Origin of the sequence: Mycobacterium sp. IS-1496 (genome assembly GCF_001499995.1) — a bacterium.
Taxonomy (GTDB): Bacteria; Actinomycetota; Actinomycetes; order Mycobacteriales; family Mycobacteriaceae; genus Mycobacterium.
In genome coordinates, this window is record NZ_LQIU01000022.1 from 1 (window position 1) to 19,405 (window position 19,405).

Below are 19,405 nucleotides of genomic sequence, written 5' to 3' on the forward strand. Positions count from 1 at the left end.
TGGAAAACACCGGCCGAAGCCCTCAACCAACTACTGTCCAACCCACCAGCTGTTGCATCGACCGCTTGAAACCGCCGCCGATTTCCCGCCCTGAGTACACAGTGGGCGACCCGCTGGCGGGCTACCATCGCTGTCGATGACGTCATCCGTCGATCCGGTCGACCCACCCGTCCCCCTACCCGACATCCCCGGCGGCGACGCCGGCAACCGAGGACTGCCGCGGCGCGCCGACCTCACCTTGGGCCAGCGCCTGATCGTCGACTCGTCGGCTGTCGCGGACATCGCGTTGCGCACCGGTGTCGCCTCGATGGTCGGTGCGGCGATGCTGCCGTCGGTGGTGGCCGCCGCGCTGAGACCGTCGACCGTCCGGGCGGACACCGAACACCTGCGGTTCTACGGTGAACTGGCCGCCGCGCGGGACCCGGAGGCCTCGTTCCCGGCGCCGACCGTGCCGCCGCGCATCTCGTCGCGGCCGGCCAACCCCGTCGCCGAGTGGACCGCGCACGGCCGCGTGCACAACATCCGGTTCCGCAGCAGTTTCGAGGCGGTCAACCCGGCGCTGCGCGACCGCTGTCGCGGATACCAGCGCAACAACGTCGTGCACGCTCAGCACTGGCGCCACGACGACGGGCCACGCCCGACGCTGTGCGTCATCCACGGCTTCATGGGGTCGGCCTACCTGTTCAACGGCCAGTTCCTGTCGCTGCCGTGGTTCTACCGCTCCGGCTACGACGTCCTGCTGTACACGCTGCCGTTCCACGGCCGCCGCGCCGAGAAGTATTCGCCCTACAGCGGATACGGCTACTTCGCCAACGGGTTCGCCGGATTCGCCGAGGCGATGGCCCAGGCCGTCCACGACTTCCGTTCGCTGGTGGACCATCTCGAGTTCACCGGTGTCGACCGGGTCGCGGTCACCGGAATCTCGTTGGGCGGGTTCACCTCGGCGCTGCTGGCCTGCGTGGACGACAGGATCCGGGCCGTCATCCCCAACGTGCCCGTGGTGACGCCCGACCGCACGGTCGACGAATGGTTCCCCGCCAACAAGCTGGTGGCGCTCAACCGCCGGATCGCCGGGCTGGACCCGGAGCTCGAGGCGGCGGCGTCGTGCTACCCGTCCCCGTTGAACTACGCACCGCTGGTGCCACGGGACCGCCGGTTGATCATCACCGGTCTCGGGGACCGGTTGGCGCCGCCGCAGCAGGCGGAGCTGTTGTGGGAGCACTGGGAGCGGTGTGCGTTCCACTGGTTCCCGGGTAACCACCTCTTGCACGTCAGCCAGCCGGACTACCTGCGCCGCATGACGCGATTCCTGCGTGGCTTCATGTTCGACTGACCGTCACCTCCGGTTCCCGACGGCGTCCGGGTCCGCGGGTAGCGTCGCCGACCATGTCCGCGGAGTATCGGCCGGTGTCCATCCTGCCGGAGAGCGAATGTTGGAGCCTGTTGCGGGGCGTGGCCCTGGGACGGTTCGTCACCTGTGCGGACGGTCGACCGGAACTCTTCCCGGTGAACTTCGTCGTCCGGGACCGGACGGTGCTGTTCCGCACGGCCGAGGGCACCAAACTCACGAGCACCGCGATCAGCGACCATGTGCTGTTCGAGGCGGATTCCCACACCGAAGCCGAGGGTTGGAGCGTCGTCGTCAAAGGCACTGCGCGGCCCGTTCAGGACGACGGCCCTATTCTCGAAGCGCTTGAGACAGAGTTGTTTCCGTGGACCGCGACGGCCAAGGAGCACGTCGTACGCATCCGGCCCGAGCGGGTGACCGGACGCCGGTTCGTGTTCGGTCCGGACCTGGGCGTCCAGCCGCCGCCGGCGTAGCGCGACGTCGTCACCCCTCCGTATCCGGGCGCCACGAATGCAATTGCCGCAGCAGGGCATTCTTCTTGTAGTGGTGATCATCCATCCTGCGCAGTATGCCGTCGAGCACGCTGATCGCGTCCCCGATGTGCGGGCCCTTGTTGAGCATGACGCACTCCGCGCGCTCCCCCATCGCCGCATCGCTGATCTCAGCGCGCGACGGCATGCCGCTCTTCGCCAGTTGCTCGAGCACCTGGGTCGCCCAGATCACCGGCAGGTGCGCCGCTTCGCAGAGCCACAGGACCTCTTCCTGAACCTCTGCCAACCGTTCGTAACCGACTTCGACGGCGAGATCACCGCGGGCGATCATGACACCGACGCCGGGCAGGCGCATGGCGGTGAGCGATAGTTGGGGCAGGTTCGCGAACGCCCGCCTGGTCTCGATCTTGAGCACCACCCCCAACCGCTCGCCGCCGAGTCGGCGCAGTTCCTCGTGCAGGCGAGTGATGTCGGATGGCCGCTGCACGAACGACATCTGGACGATGTCGGCGAGCTCGACGACCGTCGCGAGGTCAGCCACGTCCTTGGCGGTCAGGGCCGAAACCGGAAGATGGGTGTCGGGCACGTTGATGCCCTTGGCCTCAGCCAGTTTCGAGCCGCCGAACCCGGTCTGGTCGATGCGGACACGCAGTTCGTCGCGGGCGACCGCGACGATCTCGCCGCCGATCCGGCCGTCGTCGAACCGGATCGCCTGCCCGACACACGCGTTGTCGAACACCTCGGGCAGCGTGCAACCGATCCGCGGAGCACCCCCGTGGTCGGCGGGTACCGGGGAGCAGTCCCTGGTCAACGTCAGCACGTCACCGCGGCTCAGCAGCAGGGTCTGCTCTCGTGCGGGCAGCAGGCCGACCGGGCACGGGTCATGGGCATCCTCAACGTGCAGGAGCGTCCCGCTGGCGAGGTAGGTCGTCTTGACCCCGGTGGCCAGCAGACCGCCCGCGGCGGAATCGCATTCGGTCAACACGAGTGTGCGCTTGGCGCCGCGGGTGTCGCGCACCCTGATCACGTCGCCGTCCTGACGCCGGCTCAGCCAGCCGTCGTCGACCGGCACCGTCACCAGTTCGGGTTCCGGCGCAGGTGAGGGATTCTCGGCGGAGGTGAGCCAGGCGCGCGCCGGTGCCGCGACGCGGCCGAGGGCATCGCGCCCGGGCCTGAGCTTGACCACCCGCGGTCCGGGCTGGATCGGGCCCGTGCGCAGCTTCGGTCCGGCCAGATCCATCGCGATGAGGCAGCCGCGACTGGTCACCGCGCCGGCACGGCGGACATGGTCGGCCATCGCGGACCACGCCGCCGGGCCGTCGTGCGCGCAGTTGATGCGGGCCACGTCCATACCCCGGTCGACGAGTTCGCGAACGAGTTCGAAGTTCGTCGCCGCCTCCGACGGGAGGGTCACCATGATGCGGGTCTCACGATCGGCGGGCGCGGCCCCCAGCAGGTCGGCGGTCCGGCGCCGCAACAACTCCCGTCCCTGCTCGAGGTCGACGCGGACGGCTTCCCGGGGTGTCCACGGACCGCCGTCGATCGCGGCGGCCGCGGCGCGCACGACCCGCAACGCGCCCTCCACATGCGGTTCGCTCCGTCCCAGCGACGACAGGCCGACAGACGCCAGCCGGGTCTGCAGGGGTCGCAGGTCGCGTTGCCGGATGGACCAGTAGTGGACCATGTTCCGTGCGCTGAACCGGTACTCCGGGCACACCTCCTCCAACCGGTCCGACCACGCGCTCTCCGCATGTCCGAGACCCTCGATCAGCTCGTCCAGGTCCTCGAGCAGATCGACGGGGCCGCCGTCGGCAGATGCCCGGGAGTCGATCACTCGGATCGGGGAAGTCGGCACGTGTTCGCGCTCCTGATCGTCGATGGTGGCCCGGCCCCACCACGCTATGGGCCGCCGGTTACCCGGAGATGAACACCGGACGCCGATCACGGCAAGGGGCCATCATGGCTGGCGTGAACTTCTCCCCAGAAACGACGATCCGGCCGGTTCGGGCACGGAAGGTGTCGATCATCGGTGCGGGCAGTGTCGGCACCGCGATCGCCTACGCCTGCCTGATCCGCGGCTCCGCCGGCGCGCTGGCGCTCTACGACACCAACACCGCGAAGGTGAACGCCGAGGTCCTCGACCTGAACCACGGCAGCCAGTTCGTGCCCGAGTGTGCGGTCGACGGATCCGACGACATCGCCGTCACCGCGGGCTCCTCGGTCATCATCGTCACCGCGGGCGCCAAACAGCACCCGGGGCAGAGCCGCCTCGACCTCGCAGCCGCGAATGTGGCCATGGCACAGGAGCTCACGCCGCAGTTGATCGAGCACTCGCCTCATGCAGTGGTCGTGTTCGTGACCAATCCGGTCGACGTCGTGACCTACGCCGCCTCCACGGCAGTCGATTCGCGGACGGGTCAGATCTTCGGTACCGGAACGGTGTTGGACTCCAGCAGGTTCCGCTACCTCGTGGCGAAGCAGGCGGCGATCGCGGTGGGCAACGTGCACGCGCTCGTGATCGGCGAACACGGTGACTCCGAGATCCCGCTGTGGTCAACGCTTTCCATCGGCGGTGTGCGCGCCGACTCGTATCGTGCGGACGGCCGCCCGGTCTTCGACGAACCGACGCGCGCGGACATCGCCGCGGGCGTGGTCAACGCCGCGTACGAGATCATCGCGGGTAAGGGCGCCACGAACCTCGCCATCGGGCTCGCGACCGCACGGATCGTCGAAGCGGTTCTCGGTGATCAGCACCGTGTGCTGCCGGTGTCGACCGTCCAGCGCGGCGCGTACGGGATCACCGGTGTCGCGCTCTCGCTACCCACGGTTGTCGCGGCCGGTGGCGCGGGCCGCGTCCTGGAAGTGGAGCTCTCCCCGGACGAACTGCGGGGACTTCAGACGTCGGCGCAGACGCTGCGCGGCGTCCAGCGGTCACTGGGGATCTGACGACCCGGCCTCGACGAGTTCGGCGGCCGGCCGGCGGTCGACCGGCCAACGCAGCCGGTGCAGGGCATCCTCGGTGACCGGCACGGGTCGGCCTTCGAGCCGCTCGTCGGCCAGCGGGTGCAGCGCGTCGGCAGCGGGGCGGTGCCTGCCACGGTGCGGTGTCAGACCGCCAATGGGCGCCTTGCCCTTCGGCCGGTCCTCGGTGCCTAGCGCGCATCCGACGACGACCTCGGGATTTTGCGGGTCACCCGAGATGTCGACGGCCGTCCACGTCTCGGTCGACGGCAGCGCCGACACCGCGGCGAGGGTGTCGGCCACCCGATCGTCGACCGCCACCCGGTAGGTCGCGACGTGGCCGTCCTCGCCGCGGAGTCCGCGCCATGTCTCGCGCGCCGATCGCGGCACCGGCGAGTCGGTCTCGTCGACGGGGGTCACCGTCCACCCGAGCTCGCGCAGGTGGTCGGTGAGCCTGCGGGCGGCGATCTCTGTGGTCTGCCGCAACGGCAGATCAGCGGAGCGGGCCCTCAGCGCCGCCAGGTTCTCGGCGGCGCCGACGGTCACCGCGATCCACGTCGACCGCTGTCCGGCGACATCCCGGCTGACCACCCGCACCTTGTGCGCGCGCACCCCGTAGCGGTCGACATAGCCGGCCAGCAGCGGCAGCGGCAGGTCACTCGACGGTGCCTCGTCGACGCGCAGCGCCACCGTGGCGAAGTGCGCCGACGGTTCCTGCCTGCGGGTGTGCCCGCCACGCCGGTTGCGCCGCACGATCGCGAAGCGCCGCCGCACCATATCGGTGACGAAAAGTCCCCGCCACCAGGCGAAGAGCACCACCACGACGGCGATCGCCACGCCGAGCAGCCACCGGTCGGTGGTGGATTCCCACGGGTACGCCAGCGCCGCCGGTATGGCGAACAAGAGCGCCAACGTGATCCTGGCCGTCATGAGGCCTCGTCCTTTCGTCGTCGGCTCGCCAGCACGGCGGCGAGCACCGTGAGCGCGAGCGCCGCGGTGCCGATCAGGGCGACCGTTCGGGGTGTGTCGTCGGGGGCGGGTGGAACCAGTGGCGCGACAACCGGTTTCGGTTGCACCGCGTCGGTCGCCTCCTCAGCGGGAAGCTGCCATGTCAGCGCGGCGACCGGGTCGACGCTTCCTGCGCCCACCACGTTCGACGGCGACCGTGGGCCGCCGTGGGCGGTCGCGGTCAGCCGCTGCACCACCTGCTCCGCGGTGAGTGCGGGGAATCTGCTGCGCACCAGCGCCACGACGCCGGACACGTAGGCCGCCGCGTAACTCGTCCCGCTGACCGGGAACAGCTCGTTGCGGTCGTTGGGCAGCCCGTTGGCGAGCCCCCCGCCGGGGCCGTTGCCCACCGAGGTGATCCCCTCGCCCGGCGCGGCGATCCCGACCCACGGACCGGCCATCGTGAACTCGGACGGTTGACCGGTCGCGTTCAGCGACCCGACGGACAGCACGTACGGCTGCCACCATGACGGGATCGACACCGACGTCACCCCGGCCCAGTTGCGCGGGTCGCGCGGGCTGCCTGCGTTGCCGAGCGGGTTGGACTCACAGGCCGATCCGGTGTTCATGCCCGCCCGGCTGTTGCCCGCGGCCGCCACGATCACCGCATCTTTCTCGCGGGCCGCATACCGCAGCGCCGCACCGAGTTCGGTCTGGTCGACGCTGCGGCCGGCGGGCAGGCAGCTGACCACCGAGATGTTGATGACGCGCGCGCCGAGATCGGCGGCCCGCACGACGGCGCGGGCCAGGCTCGCGACGTCGGCCGCGGCCCGCGACACGGCGGGGTCCTCCCCCGGGTCGACCGGCGAGAAGCGCGGCGAGTTCTGCCGGATGGAGACGATGCGGGCACCCGGCGCCACGCCGGAGAAGCCGTCGTCGCCGGGTTGGCCGGCGATCAGGCCGGCGACAAGCGTGCCGTGCCCGTCGCAGTCGGTGAGCCCGTCGGTCGAGGCGAGGTAGTCCCCGCCCGGTTCGACGTTCGGCAGCCGCGGCCCGGGTTTCACGCCGGTGTCGATGACGGCGACCGTCTGGCCGTCGCCGCGGCTGTGCCGCCAGGCATCGGAGAGGTTCAGCGCCAGCTGATTCGGGTTGACCGCGCCGGGATCGCTGCCTGCCAGGACACCACCCACCACACAGTCACCACGCTGCGCCATCGGCTGCACCGGTCCGGCGGCGCCCGACGGCGGCGGTGTCGCGGGGTCCACCTCCGGTGGGCTCACCGCCACCGCGGGCGGCGCGGCGAGCAGCGCGACCGCTCCGGTGACGGCGAGTAGGGCCAGCGGTCGGATCACCTGTTGAGCACCCAACTGAACAGTCCGACGAGATAGGCCATCACGGGGATCAGCGATGCGTCGACACCGGCCGCGGCGAAGCCCACGAGCCTGCGCATGGGCAGCGAGTACGTCTCGGGTGAGGCGATCGACGGGTTGAGCGCCACGACCGCCCACACCACGACGATCGCCGCCGTCGCGGCCAGCGCCCACCAAGCGGCGTCGAACCGGTCGGTGGCGGCGAAGAGCACGAGGAGCGCCACGCTCAGCAGCAGTGGATGTGCGAGCAGCCACGCCTTGCACGGCGCCGAATCCCAGACACGGGCGCGCAACACCGCGCCTGCCGCGGCGGCCACGACGACGTACCACGCCCAGCGGGACACGTCCTGCTGTCCCACCAGCACAAGCGATCCGGTCACGCTGAGCAGCACGCCCGCGGCCAGGAACCCGGTCTGGTGCGACTGGCTCATCCGCACGCGGCGCGGCAGGTCCTCGAGCACGCGCAGCGGCTGCGCCGACGGCGTGGGGTCGCCGGGTGCGGGGATCACCGGCAGCGGGAACCGGGCCCACATCGCAGACAGCTGTGCGGCCTGCACGGTGACCAGTAGGCCGACGAGGATGAGCACACAACCCAGCACCGTGTCCGACAGCGTCCACACCGATGCGGCCGCGGCGGTCAGCAGCACCCCGAAACCCGTTGCGGCGGTGGCGGTGAACAACGCGACCGCACGGTCGCCGGTGGTCAGGCTGATCACCGACCAGGCGGTGACCCCTGCCGCGGCGAGCAGGATCTGCGCAGCGCCGAAGTCGCCGGGCACCGCCAGCGCGAACGCGGCCGCCACGGCGGGCAGCGCGGCCACTGCCAGGGCGCTGGCCAGTGCCGGTGATGCGGCACGGCTGAGCAGCGCGCCGAGCACCGCGGCCACCGCGACGGCGCAGACCACGATCAGTCCGAGCCCGTGCCCGGTGGCCAGGCGGTGCGCCACGCTCAGACCGGTGGCCACCACGATCAGCCCCACCACGGCGGCTGCGGCGGCACGCTTGATGTGCGCGGGCCCCCAACGCTTCTCCTGCGCGGCGGAGAAGATCACCGCCGCGTCCGCGATGTCCTCCACGATGCGCGGGGCGGTCGGGCCCGCGGGCACCGGTTGCAGCGCGAGCAGATCACCGTCGACCACGCCGACGGTGTCCAGCGTCGCGTCCAGGCTGAACGGCGCACCGCCGATGGGGGCGAGGCTCAGCCGCACCGGCTCGGGCGCCGAATCGTCCCGGTCGCCGCCATCGTGCGGGCGTGCCATGCGCTGCACGGCGGGCAGGATCTCACGCAGCGGCAGATCGGCGGGCAGCGCCATCTCGGTGAGCCGGCCGCCGTCGTCGCCACCGGCCAGTACGGCCACCCGCACGATCGGCATCACAGTGTTGTCGGACATTGTCGTGTTCTCGGTTCTCTCGTGTCGTGTTCGTGGGTGTCGAAGTCTCGGGTGAGGTGCAGGTGGGGGAACCAGTTCCCGCCCGGCAGGGATCCGGTCAGCCGTTCGACGGCCGCCGCGATGGCGAACGGGGTGCCCGGCGCGAACGTCGACACCCACTCGCCGTCGAACGCTCTGTCCGGGCTCACCAGGACCCGGCCCTCGGTGGTGTCGACGACGCTCACGCCGACCTGCGTGGTCACCCGGTGACCGTCGCGGTGCTCACCCGCCACGATCTCCACGTAGGTCCTGGAGGCGTCGAACGCCGCCTCGACGATCCGGCGCGCCGACGGCGGGATGCCGAGGAAGTCGAGCACCTCTGCCAACGGTGTGCCCTGCCGGATCTGTTCGTCGGCGCGCGCACCGACGTCGGTCGGCAGCGCGAACTCGGCGAAACGGCCAGGCGTCCGTCCCGACAGGCCCGCGCAGAGCACCGGCACGAGCGCGTGCGGGTGGTCGATGTCCATGCGGGTGAACGTGATCAGCGAGCCGCTGCGCAACGCGACGACCGTCTGTCCCGCACGGCGTGCCACCACACCGCGCAGCAACGCACCCCGGCCGGACACGAACCTGCAGTCCAGCCACTGCTGCGCGCGGCACACCGTCCGGAACCAGTCGGCCACCCCGGCGTCGACGACCCCGTCGCCGGACATCACCCCGAGCGATTCGAGCGCGGCCACCGTCTCGGCGGTGAACGTCGCCCGATCGGCCTCCTGGCTGTACGGCGGCGTGACGGCCAGCACCCAGGGCAGCGATCCCGCGCCGATGGCGTCGGCGACGAACCACGCTTGAGCGGCGGTCAGCTCAACGGCGTTGGGACCCACTGCAACCCGATACCGGCCGAGCTCGTCGGGAAGCGCTCAGCCCCACTTGGCGCCCTCGGCCTGATCGCGGGCGCTCATCGACATGGTGTTCATCTCGTGGGTGCTCGCCATCGCACGGTACGCGCGGACGAGTTCCTCGAGGCTGGCGTTCCACTGGGCCTGCCAGGCCTGGTACGTCATACCGCTGTCACCCTGCCAGGCGCCGGCCAGGGCGGCCTGCTCACTGGCGATGTCGGCGCCGACGGCGTGCATCGCGCCTGCGTAGCTGGACATCTCACCCGCGTGCGCCAGCATCGCCGGGTAGTTGTACATGATCTGCGACATGGGAATCTCCTCGGTCGGGGCGTGCGGTCAGATGGCGGTGTAGGTGCTGGCGGCCGCCGCGTCCTCGGCGACGTAGGTGCCCGCCGCCTCGCCGAGGTTGACCTGGGCGATGTCGAGCAGGGCGTTGATCTTCGCCGAGACCTCGATGAACCGGGCATGGGCGGCCTGGAAGGCGGCCGACGACTCGCCCATGTGGAAGGCCTGTGAGGACTGCGCGGCCTGTTCGGCCTGCGCCATGGTGCTGCGCATCAGCGCGGCCTTGGCGCCGAACGCGGCCTCGGAGGCGACCAGCTGCGGGATGTGGGCGTCGAGCATGCTCATGAATGTTCCTTTCGGAGTGCGGAAAGCTGTTGCGGCACAGATGGTCGGATCAGGTGCGCGGTCCCCCTTCCGGCTCGTCGCCGGTCTGCCCGGCGTCGCCGTCGGGATCCCACGTGCCGGGCAGCATCGGGGTGACCGGCCCGGAACCGAACGCGTCCGGGGACAACGTGGTCAACCCCGTCGCCCGCGCGTCGGCCGCTCCGGGTGCGGTGCCGGTGAAGCCCATCGGGCCCGCACCGCGTGAGGAGGCCGCCACCCGCGGTTCCTCGACCGGCGATTCGTCGGGATCGTCCTCGTAATCCATGTAGGCGTCGGCGTATCCGCGGCCCTTCACCTCGGCGATCTTGCGGCGCCGACGTTTCCGTCGTGCCGCCGCGGCGGCCGCGGCCGATGCGGCTGCCGCCGCGGGGATGTCGCCCGCCGGTGCCTTCGCGCTGGTGGAATCACGCAGGGTCGGGGTGAACCCCTCGCCGGGGTCGCCGCCGCGCACCGCGAACGGCACCAGCGGTGCGGCCGCTGCCGCGGCTGGTGCGGGTGCGGCCGGTGCCGCCGCCGAACCGGCCGCCGGGGCGGTCCCCGGCGTCACCGGGGCGGTCGGCGCGGGGACCCCGGCCACCGGCAGCACCTGCTGATCGGGTCGAGCGGCGGGTGCGGGCGCGGGTTCCACCGCTTCAGCGGGCGGCGGTTGCGTCAGTTCGGGTTTCAGTGCGTCGATGATGAGCACGAGACCGGCGATGCCGAGCGGGATGAGCGCGGCGAGCAGGAACGGCGAGGCGAAGATCATCGCCCAGGTCGGCCACCCGACGAGGTTGGTGAAGACCTGGTACGCGACGGCCGACAGCAGCGGACCCCACGTCACCAGCGCGGCCGAGGGGTTGGTCATGAAATCGTTGATGAGCGTCTGCAGGTTTCCCAGGGGGTCGCGCAGGAAGTCGATGATCTCCTGGCCACCCGGGACGTTCTGCAGATACATCTCGAGCAGCTGGTTGATGCTGTCGGAGATGTTGAGCGCCGAACCGGATTCGGATGCCTGGGCCTGCGCGCCGACCTGCTGCATGGTCGCCATCGCTTCGCCCGCCTCGCCGACACCCGGCGCGAGCAGGAACGGTGCGGGCGTCGTGGTCGGCGCCGCGGCCACCGCGGCGCCCGCGACGGCCTGATAGGTGCTCATGCTCGTCGCGGCCTGGATCCACATCCGCACGTAGTCGGCCTCGTTGACGGCGATGGGAATCGTGTTGATGCCGAGGAAGTTCGTGGCCAGCAGGACCGCGTGGGTGGCGTGGTTGGCGGCGAGTTCACCCAGCGTCGGCATGGTGGCCAGGGCCGTGGTGTACGCGGCGGCCGCCGTCTCGTGCTGCGCGGCGGTCGCGGCGCTGTTCGCACTGGCCTGCGCCAGCCATGCCAGGTAGGGGGTGTGCGCGGCGACATACTGTTCGGCGCTGGGCCCTTCCCATGATCCGGCCTGCACAGAGCTGAGGATGGTGGTCAACTCCGCTGCAGCCGAGGCGTATTCGGCACTGAGCGACTGCCACGCTCCCGCGGCGGCCAGCAGCGACCCGGGGCCGGGGCCGCTGGAGAGCAGCGCCGAGTGCACCTCGGGTGGCAGGGCCATCCAGATGGGGGCGGTCATGACGGGGCGGTCATATCCAGGGCGAGCGCAGTGACGGGGGATCTCATGTCAGCCGCGGGCGATCATGTACGCGGCGGCGTTCATCGCGTCGCCGCTGGCGTAGCTGGCGCCCGACTGGCCGACACCGATGCCGGACCGGCCGAGTTCCTCGACGCCCTGGGCGGCGACCGCCTCGTGACGGCCACCGTTGACGCTCAGCCCCGCGGCGGTCTGCAGCGAGACGGCGTCCGCCGCGGGCGGCAGCACCGTGCCGATCAACGGCGCGGCGGCAGCGTGGGCGGAGGCCAGCCTGGCGGTCAGCGCCTCGACGGCGGCGCTCGCCGCGGTCAGACCTTCTGGAACGACGCGAAGTGTCATCAGCGGTAGTCCTTTCCATTGGTGTGGGACGAGCCGGTGGTGTGAGACGAGCCCGCCGCCGCGGCCACCAGCGGGTTGACGAGCTGGACGAACGTCGGGGTGTCGGTGTCGCCGAGCAGCAGCGCCCGGCCCGCGGGCAACCGGCTGAACCGGTGGCCGCGCAGCTTGCCGCTGTCCTGCGGGTTGCCGGACAGCATCAGCGTGGTCGCCTGCAGGTCGTTGAGCCTGCGCAACAGCGGAGCGGTCATCACCGCGTGCGCCGACCCGGTGGCCCTGGCGGTCACGATCACCCGCAATCCGAGATCGCCGGCCTGGGCGAGCAGTCCGATGAGCGGGGTCCACGGCCGTTGTCCGACGTAGGGCCCGTTGACGGCCGGTCCGTCCGGGATCTGGTCGACGTCGTCGATGATCAGGTAGTGGGTGTGCCCGGCCCCGTTGGCGCGGTAGGACCATCGGCTCAGCTCGGCGGGGGTCAATCCGGCCGGCGGGCGGCGCTTCTCGATCAGCGCGGCGAGTCCGAGCATCGCCGGGGTGATGCGGTCGATGTTCGCGGTGTACTCGTTGTCGGGGAACAGCGGTTCGTCGACGAGTTGCAGACGGCGGTCGATGACGGTGAAGGCGACGTCGCCGGCAGTCGAGTTCTCCCGCACCGTCCGGATGAGGTGGCGTAGCAGCGTCGTCTTGCCGGAGCGGGTGTCGCCGAACACCATCAGCAGCGGGTTGTCCGCGAAGTCGAGCACGACCGGGGCGAGATCCTCCTCGCGCTGCCCGATGACGACCCGTTCGGGGCCCGGGTACAGCGGGCCGATCGCCTCGGGTGCGAGGTTGTGCGGCAGCAACCGCACCGGCGGCGCGGTCTGCTCGGGGAAGCGTGCGTTGATCGCGGGGATGAGCTCGGGCGCCGGGGTGGCGAACAGGAAGTGCTCGGCGGCCATGGTCAGGCCGCGGCCCGGCTGGTCGGCGGGCACGCTGTCGGCCGGGCGGCGCAACCCGCCGACGATCCGTACGTTGCTGTCGTGGCTGTCGTGCAGTTTGAGTTCGAGCCGCAGCCCGAGCCCGTCGCGCATGTTCAGCGGCACCTCCAGCCAGTTGGGCGTGGTGATGACGACGTGGATGCCGTATGCCAGCCCGCTGTTGACCAGCTCGGTCACCTTGCCCAGCAACGGGTTACGCGTGTTGAAGGTGTCGGTGTTGTCGTGGCTGAACGCGTACAGGTTGTCGATGACGAGGAAGACCTCGCCGTAGCCGTCGGGGAATGCGTCGCCGCGGGCGCCGCGTGCCTGCCGGGCCCGCAGCAGCTGCTCGAGCTCACCGAAGGTGCGCCGGATCCGCTCCGGCTCCAGCGGCGTCGCCACGCTGCCGACGTGCGCCAGGTCGGCCATCGGAGCCAGCTTGCCGCCGCCGTAGTCGAGGCAGTAGAACGTGACGTCGCGCGGTGAGTGCAGCGCCGCCGCGGACAGCATGAACGTCTGCAGTGCCGTGGATTTGCCGGACTTCGGCCCGCCGTGGATGACCATGTTGGCCGCCGACGAGGTGGCGTCGAAGACGAGCGGGTCACGGCGCATCTCGAACGGTTTGTCGATCTCGCCGAGCGGCCACCGCCACTGGCGCGCAGGTACGCCCGACCGCTGCAGCACCTCCACCAGCTGGATGGGTTCGTCGAGCGGGGGCAGCCACAGCTGCGGCGCCTTGGGTCCGTACTGCGCCAGTTGCCGTCCGATCGTGGCGATCAGCTTCCGCGGCGGCGCCGACTCGGCCTGGGGGACGGACGACGGGATCACGGTGTCCGGTTCGGGTTCCACGCGCGAGGCGGTGAACAGTTGCGGCTGCGGCAGCGCCCGCACCACGATCGACCTCTCCACCCGCGGCGGTTCGTAGATGCCGTCGACGTAGGTGCTTCGGAACTTGATCGGCACCGCGCCGGGGGCGGGCACCAGGAAGCCCTCGCCTTTGTGCTCCCGCCCGGACTCGATGTGGTACGCGTCCTCCACGCCGATGATCTGGCGAGAGATGCTGGGACTGGCCACCTTCAGACCGATGCGGTAGGAGGTGTTCTTGTCGATGTCCTTGATCTTGCCGATGTCGAGAGTCTGCGAGGCGAACAGGATGTGGATCCGGAACGAGCGGCCCTTGCGGGCGACGTAGTCGAACAGGTCCGCGTACTCGGGGTGGTCGGCGAGCATCAGCGTGAACTCGTCGGCGACCACGAACAGCGTCGGCAGCGGTGGCAGGTCGTGACCCGCCGCGATCGCGTCCTCGTATTCGGTGACGGAGTTGAACGCGCTGCCCTGCACCCGGCGGCCGGTCTCCTTGAGCAGCTGCTCGCGGCGGGCCACCTCACCGCGCAGAGTGTCGGCGAACCGGTCTGCCAGCGACCGCTTCTCGGCCATGTTCGAGATGACCGCCACCACCTGTGGGAAGTCGCGGAAGATGTCCGCACCCGCTTCGCCCTTGAAGTCGGCGTAGATGACGTTCAGCCGTTCGGCGGAGTGGGTCGTCAACAGCGACAACAGGATCGACATCAGGGTCTGGGACTTGCCGGAGCCGGTCATGCCGATCATCAGCCCGTGCGGTCCCATCCCGCCCTCGGCCTCGTCCTTGAGGTCGAAGTACAGCGGCTCGCCGGTGGCGGTGACGCCGATGGGGACGCGCAGTTCCTCCTCGCGCCACCGCGGCGCCCACAGCGCGGCGACGTCGAGCGCCGACGCGTCGGGGATGCCGAGCAGCGTGGTGAATGTCGAGCCGCCCGTGGTGGTGGAGCGGGCCTGGCTGGGGTTGGAGTCCCAGCGCGACAGCCGTCGGGCGAGGTGACGGGCGTCGGCGGCGCCCATGGTGTCCGCGGCGTCGACGTAGGCCTGCCAGCCCCCGGTCTGCCAGCGCTCGATCCGGCCGTCGGCGATCCGCAGGATGGGCCGTTCCGGGTGCGGATACTGCTCGCGGTGCGGCGGGGTGGCGACCCGGTGTACGACGGTCACGCCGGCCAGACCCGGTCTGCGCACCAGGTCCTCGACGTCGGCCTCGGGGTCGTCGACGATCACGAGCAGGTGGCGCAACCCGCGGTCGGACTCACCGGGGAACGCGGGCCGGTCGGCCAGGGCGGGTGTCATCACCGCGCGCAGCGCGTCGAGGTCGGTGGTCAGGTAGCGGGCCGGGCCGACGCCGTCGGCCTCGCCGGGAATGTCGGTGTGGGGCAGCCACTTCAGCCAGGACCAGTCGTCGCCGTCGACGTCGGGGGCGACCAGCGCCACCCCGAGCACACTCGGGTCGTGCCAGGTGACCGCCTGCGCGATCCAGGACCGCAGCGCACCGCGGACCTCATCGGCCTCACCGAACACCGTGATCCGCGAGACTTTGGTGATGTCGATGCCCTTGGGGGCGTCGCGCACGGTGCGCTGCACGTCGAGCAGTCCGCGCAGTGTCGTGTGGGACACCGGTTCGAGGTCGATCTCGTCGGCGGTGTCCTTGACCCGCAGCGTGGTGTCCAGGGGGGCGTCGTGCAGACCCGCCCGCAGGACCAGGAAGTCCGCATCGCGTGGGTCCCGTTCCCACTGCCTGCGGGTGCCGGGGATGGTGGCCAGCACGTCGGGGGCCGGATGCGACCACTCCAGGGCGGCGCGCTGTTCGGCGGCGTGCGCGCGGACGTTGTCGCGCACCACGGACAGGTAGCGCAGGTAGTCGGCCCGTTCGGCGTCGACCTCCTCGGTGCGCATCTTGTTGTCGGTACCGCGGTACATCGCGGTGGCCGCCAACAGCAGCACGAACGGGAAGAACAGCATGGTCGGCGAGATGAGCCGCATCCCCGTCGCGACGAGCGCGACGATCATGCCGACGATCAGCAGCACGATCAGGTAGGGCAGCACCCGGCGCAGCAGCGACGGCGGAACCAGCCGCGGCAGTTCCGGCGGCGGTTCGATGGTGATGGTGCCCTTACGGGTCGCCGGCGGTGGGAGCCGGCGGTGGGCCTCGAAGATCAGCCGGCTCATCGGTTCTCCAGACGCGCGGGATTCGGATCGGGTGCCAGGGTGTCGTGGGCGAGCAGCGCGTCGTCCCGGGACAGTGTCGGGCCTGCGGCGAACTGGGCGAGCACGGACCACGGCACGGGGACGGGTGGAGCGGAAAGACCCAGAGCCGCAACGGTCTGGTCGTTCTGTCCCGGTTCGATGCCGTACCGCACCCCGGTGTCGCTGACCCAGAACAACGATCCGGCGGTCGGCGATCCCGGTTCCTGACCGACCGTCTGGACGAAATAGCCGCTGCCCGGTGCCAGCGCCACCCGGTCCGCGGTCACGCCGTTACCCGCCCCGACGAGGTCGAGGGTGCGCATCCCCTCGGGCATCGGCAGCGCCGCGCCCGAGAGCAGATCGAGTGAACTCTGTTCGGCGTCAGCGGCTTTCGTCCAGCGCGCGCAGGTGACCGGGTCGGCGGCCGGGTCGACGACCGTGAGGGGTGCGGCCGGGTAGGCGTCGGTGTCGAGGAGCTGCGACGCGGGCAGCCGGGACACCTCGTCGGCGCCGAGACGCGGCGGCTGGTTCAGGCCGTAGGAGTTGGTGTTGCGCAGGATCGAGGCGAGCACCTGCGGTATCGGTTGCAGACCGTCGGGCAGCACCGCGTAGTAGCGGATCGTGTTGTCGGCCTCGAAGGCTGCGACCACCGCGCCGACGGGTGCGGCGACCGGCAGCGGGAACCGCGGCGGCGCACCGGCGTCCGGGATCGGCGGGGCGGTCAGCGCGGGCGCTTCGGGGATGGCGTTGAACAGCCCGGCGGCGATGGGCCGCGGAGTGGCCGGCGTGGCGCCGAAGCCGAGCGCGTCGGTGACGGCGCGGTCGGCCAGGTCGACCGGGCTGCGCCTGCCGTCCCACAGCAGCCACGCGCCGGCGTCGTTCGACACCAGCACAGCGTGATCGCCGGTGAGTGGTTCGGCCCGCTCACTGCCGGTGGCCACCGGACCGCCGAGGATGGTCACGCCGGTGTCGGCACCCGAGGAGGCATCGCACACCGTCCACTCCGCGTCCCGGGAGTCGTTCTGCACCATGCGTTCCGGCGCACCGGGGATACCGACCAGGTTGCCGCGCGGGAACTGGTCGATCTCACTGGTCTTGACCGTGGTGGGATTGTCCGCCCGGCCGGCGATCAACCGCGCGGAGGTGAGGTTGAGCACCGGGTGCAGCTGCTCGCCGATGCGCACGTAGAGCGCGGCGGTCGACCGGTCGGCCAGCACCGTGTCGGTCCCCGCCGAACCGGCGGGACGGATCAGGGAGAAGACGAAGCAGCCGGCCAGACCGGTGATGAGGATCAGCGCGCCGGTGAGCACGGCACGCGACTGCGTGCGCAGCGGGTCGACGAGCATCCGGGTGTCGTGCAGTGCCACACCGGAAGCGGTGCGCCGCATGACGAAACGCCAGCCGGACACCTGGTGGCGGGTGACGAAGCCGCGACGGTAGGTGACCCGCTCGGGGTTGTCGTTGGCCGGCGTCCGCGAGGCGAACGACCGGCGGTCGTCGGGCGTGGTCATGCCGACACCGTCAGCCCGAGGCCGCGCAGCAGCGGTTCGGCCGACCTGCGTACGTCGTCGGCGGTGATGGTCATCAGATCCTCGTCGGTGAAGTCGTCGACGTCCGAGTGGTCGAGGCGGTATTCGCGCTCTTCTTCGGACCGCTCGACGAGGTTGCGGACGAACCGGCCGTTACCGGCGATGTCCAGGCTGCGCCGGTCGACGCCGTTGGCGTCCGGGCTCGACGACTCGGCCAGCTGGGCGAACAGTTTCTCCATGTCATCGTGGGCGGCCGTTTCGAAGACGCTGTCGCGCTTCTCGGCCATCCGCACCGCCATCTCGACGAGTTCACCCGGCGAGTACGACGGGAAGTCGATGCTTCGGGTGAAGCGCGACCGCAGACCCTCGTTGGCGTCGAGGAACATGTCGAGGTCCTTGCGGTACCCGGCGATGATGACCACCAGGCGGTCGCGGTCGTTCTCCATCCGCGCCAGCAGCGTGTCGATGGCGACCAGGCCGAAGTCGTTCTTCGCGCCGGTCGACACCAGTGCGTAGGCCTCGTCGAGGAACAGCACGCCGTCCAGCGCGGCGTCGATGATCGCGTTGGTCTTCGCCTCGGTCTCACCGATGTGCTGGCCGATCAGGTCGGCGCGGTGCACCTCGCGCACGGTCTCCTTGCGCAGCAGCCCGAGTCCGCAGTAGATCTTCGCGACGACGCGCGCGATGGTCGTCTTACCGGTGCCGGGCGGACCCGCGAACACCAGGTGGTTGGTGCGCTGGGCGACGGCCAGGCCGCGTTCCTGACGCCGGATCGCCATGGCCACAGAGCTTTTCAGCCGCGCGACCTGATACTTGACCTCGTCGAGCCCGATGAACTCGGCGAGTTCGGCCTCGGCCTCGATGAGCAGGTGCGCCTTGCGGTCCTTGGCGCCGGGGTCGACGAAGTCGGCTTCGCCCGGTTCGGTCTCGGGATCCCAGGGGTTGGCGCGCGCCTCGATCCGGGCCGCGGTGGTGGTCACCAGCCCGTAGGTCGGATCGGTCAGCGCGGCCTCGATCTCGGCGTTCTCGGGGTTGGCCGCGTAGAGCTCCTGGAGCACGTCGGCGGCGTCCTCCTCCTCGCCCTGCGCCCGGAGGGTGAGTCCCTTGGCCAGCCCGCCGTCGACCGCGGCCACCGCGATGGGCCCCGCCGGTTCGGCGAGATAGGACATGGCGGGCGCGAACATGCCGAGGCGGGTGAGCGCGACGCCCAGCGTGACGCGCGCGGCATGGGCGTAGGTCGGGTCGAGCGTCGGGTCGTTGACCACCGGCGTGAGCAGCCGCACGACGTCGGACCAGCGCTGCGTCCGGTGGTGGATCGCCACGCGCAGCCAGCGGGCCTGCAGCCAGCCGGGGCGTCTGGCGAGGAGCTCACCGACCAGCGCGTCGGCATCGGCGTACGCGCCGGCGTCGCACAGCGCCGCGGTGTAGGCCAGGCCGAAGTCGTCGCGGTCGGTGGCGCGGAACTGCAGGTACAGCCCGGTGTCGTAGTGGAAGCCCAGCGCCCCCGGCGCCATCTCGACGTGGCGCTGCAGGGCGCCCGCGCTGTCCCGGGTCGACCAGATCGCCTCGACGACGCGCGCGCTCACATCCCCGGCGGCGGCGAGGCCGGTCCACGTGTCGCACTGTTCGTGCGCGATGTGGGTGAGCGCGGCGAATCCGCTGCGGGCGGCGGAGAGGTCGGCGGGTCGCTGCCGGTCGTTGACCGTCAGGCCCAGCGCACGGCAACAAGTGGCAAACCGGCTGACCACGTCGCGGTCGACCCGGCCAGGCGCGGACCTCGGCGCGGCGAGTGTGTCGGTAGGCGTTTCCATTGGTCGTTACGCGCGGGAACGCTCGGCCCCCGCATTCTCCCCTTAAGTATGGCTAGGCTA

Annotated in this window: 15 protein-coding genes; 3 read left to right on the plus strand and 12 right to left on the minus strand. The window is 70.8% G+C overall.

Annotated elements, in window-relative coordinates:
• The first annotated feature begins 136 nt into the window (after positions 1 to 136).
• A complete protein-coding gene (locus AU195_RS12840) occupies positions 137 to 1,333 on the plus strand; it encodes an alpha/beta hydrolase family protein (protein ID WP_059159458.1) in 1,197 nt (398 codons plus the stop codon).
• 53 nt (positions 1,334 to 1,386) lie between these two features.
• On the plus strand, positions 1,387 to 1,821 hold the full coding sequence (locus AU195_RS12845) for a pyridoxamine 5'-phosphate oxidase family protein (protein WP_059159459.1): 435 nt from the start codon (positions 1,387 to 1,389) through the stop codon (positions 1,819 to 1,821).
• 10 nt (positions 1,822 to 1,831) lie between these two features.
• Here AU195_RS12845 and AU195_RS12850 read toward each other — a convergent pair whose 3' ends face one another.
• On the minus strand, positions 1,832 to 3,673 hold the full coding sequence (locus AU195_RS12850; RefSeq protein ID WP_286149230.1) for a pyruvate kinase: 1,842 nt from the start codon (positions 3,671 to 3,673) through the stop codon (positions 1,832 to 1,834).
• A 125-nt stretch (positions 3,674 to 3,798) separates the two neighbouring features.
• Between AU195_RS12850 and AU195_RS12855 the strand changes: the two genes are divergently transcribed.
• Positions 3,799 to 4,785 carry an L-lactate dehydrogenase gene (locus tag AU195_RS12855; protein ID WP_059159461.1) on the plus strand — a complete coding sequence of 329 codons (987 nt, stop codon included), beginning with the start codon at positions 3,799 to 3,801 and terminating at the stop codon, positions 4,783 to 4,785.
• On the opposite strand, the gene eccE is transcribed toward AU195_RS12855, so the two are convergent.
• Genes eccE through eccA form a run of 11 tightly spaced genes read right to left on the minus strand, consistent with a single transcriptional unit; the run spans position 4,771 to position 19,345 of the window.
• Positions 4,771 to 5,730 (minus strand): type VII secretion protein EccE, encoded by a 960-nt coding sequence (gene eccE, locus AU195_RS12860; protein ID WP_059159462.1) that lies wholly within the window; start codon positions 5,728 to 5,730, stop codon positions 4,771 to 4,773. The genes AU195_RS12855 and eccE overlap by 15 nt on opposite strands.
• Positions 5,727 to 7,100 carry a type VII secretion-associated serine protease mycosin gene (gene mycP / locus AU195_RS12865; RefSeq protein WP_059159463.1) on the minus strand — a complete coding sequence of 458 codons (1,374 nt, stop codon included), beginning with the start codon at positions 7,098 to 7,100 and terminating at the stop codon, positions 5,727 to 5,729. The genes eccE and mycP overlap by 4 nt, the downstream gene beginning before the upstream one ends.
• Positions 7,097 to 8,509 (minus strand): type VII secretion integral membrane protein EccD, encoded by a 1,413-nt coding sequence (gene eccD / locus AU195_RS12870; RefSeq protein WP_059159464.1) that lies wholly within the window; start codon positions 8,507 to 8,509, stop codon positions 7,097 to 7,099. Before eccD ends, mycP begins: the two co-directional genes overlap by 4 nt.
• Entirely contained in the window at positions 8,491 to 9,372 is an 882-nt protein-coding gene (locus tag AU195_RS12875; RefSeq protein WP_059159465.1) for an ESX secretion-associated protein EspG, read from the minus strand. The genes eccD and AU195_RS12875 overlap by 19 nt, the downstream gene beginning before the upstream one ends.
• Before the next feature lie 36 nt (positions 9,373 to 9,408).
• The gene (locus AU195_RS12880; protein ID WP_059095677.1) at positions 9,409 to 9,696 is read right to left on the minus strand and encodes a WXG100 family type VII secretion target; all 288 of its coding nucleotides are present in this window, start codon (positions 9,694 to 9,696) and stop codon (positions 9,409 to 9,411) included.
• Positions 9,697 to 9,723: 27 nt separating this feature from the next.
• Positions 9,724 to 10,017: a hypothetical protein gene (locus tag AU195_RS12885; protein ID WP_059159466.1), complete on the minus strand. Its 294-nt coding sequence runs from the start codon at positions 10,015 to 10,017 to the stop codon at positions 9,724 to 9,726.
• 49 nt (positions 10,018 to 10,066) lie between these two features.
• Positions 10,067 to 11,647, minus strand: a complete 1,581-nt coding sequence (locus AU195_RS12890; RefSeq protein WP_059159467.1) for a PPE family protein — start codon at positions 11,645 to 11,647, stop codon at positions 10,067 to 10,069.
• A gap of 48 nt (positions 11,648 to 11,695) precedes the next feature.
• On the minus strand, positions 11,696 to 12,004 hold the full coding sequence (locus tag AU195_RS12895) for a PE family protein (protein ID WP_059159468.1): 309 nt from the start codon (positions 12,002 to 12,004) through the stop codon (positions 11,696 to 11,698).
• Entirely contained in the window at positions 12,004 to 15,987 is a 3,984-nt protein-coding gene (eccCa, locus tag AU195_RS12900; protein WP_059159469.1) for a type VII secretion protein EccCa, read from the minus strand. Before eccCa ends, AU195_RS12895 begins: the two co-directional genes overlap by 1 nt.
• Complete coding sequence (gene eccB / locus AU195_RS12905) at positions 15,984 to 17,516, minus strand: type VII secretion protein EccB (protein ID WP_059159470.1); 1,533 nt, start codon at positions 17,514 to 17,516, stop codon at positions 15,984 to 15,986. Before eccB ends, eccCa begins: the two co-directional genes overlap by 4 nt.
• Positions 17,513 to 19,345 (minus strand): type VII secretion AAA-ATPase EccA, encoded by a 1,833-nt coding sequence (gene eccA / locus AU195_RS12910; protein ID WP_216636388.1) that lies wholly within the window; start codon positions 19,343 to 19,345, stop codon positions 17,513 to 17,515. Before eccA ends, eccB begins: the two co-directional genes overlap by 4 nt.
• Positions 19,346 to 19,405: the final 60 nt, after the last annotated feature.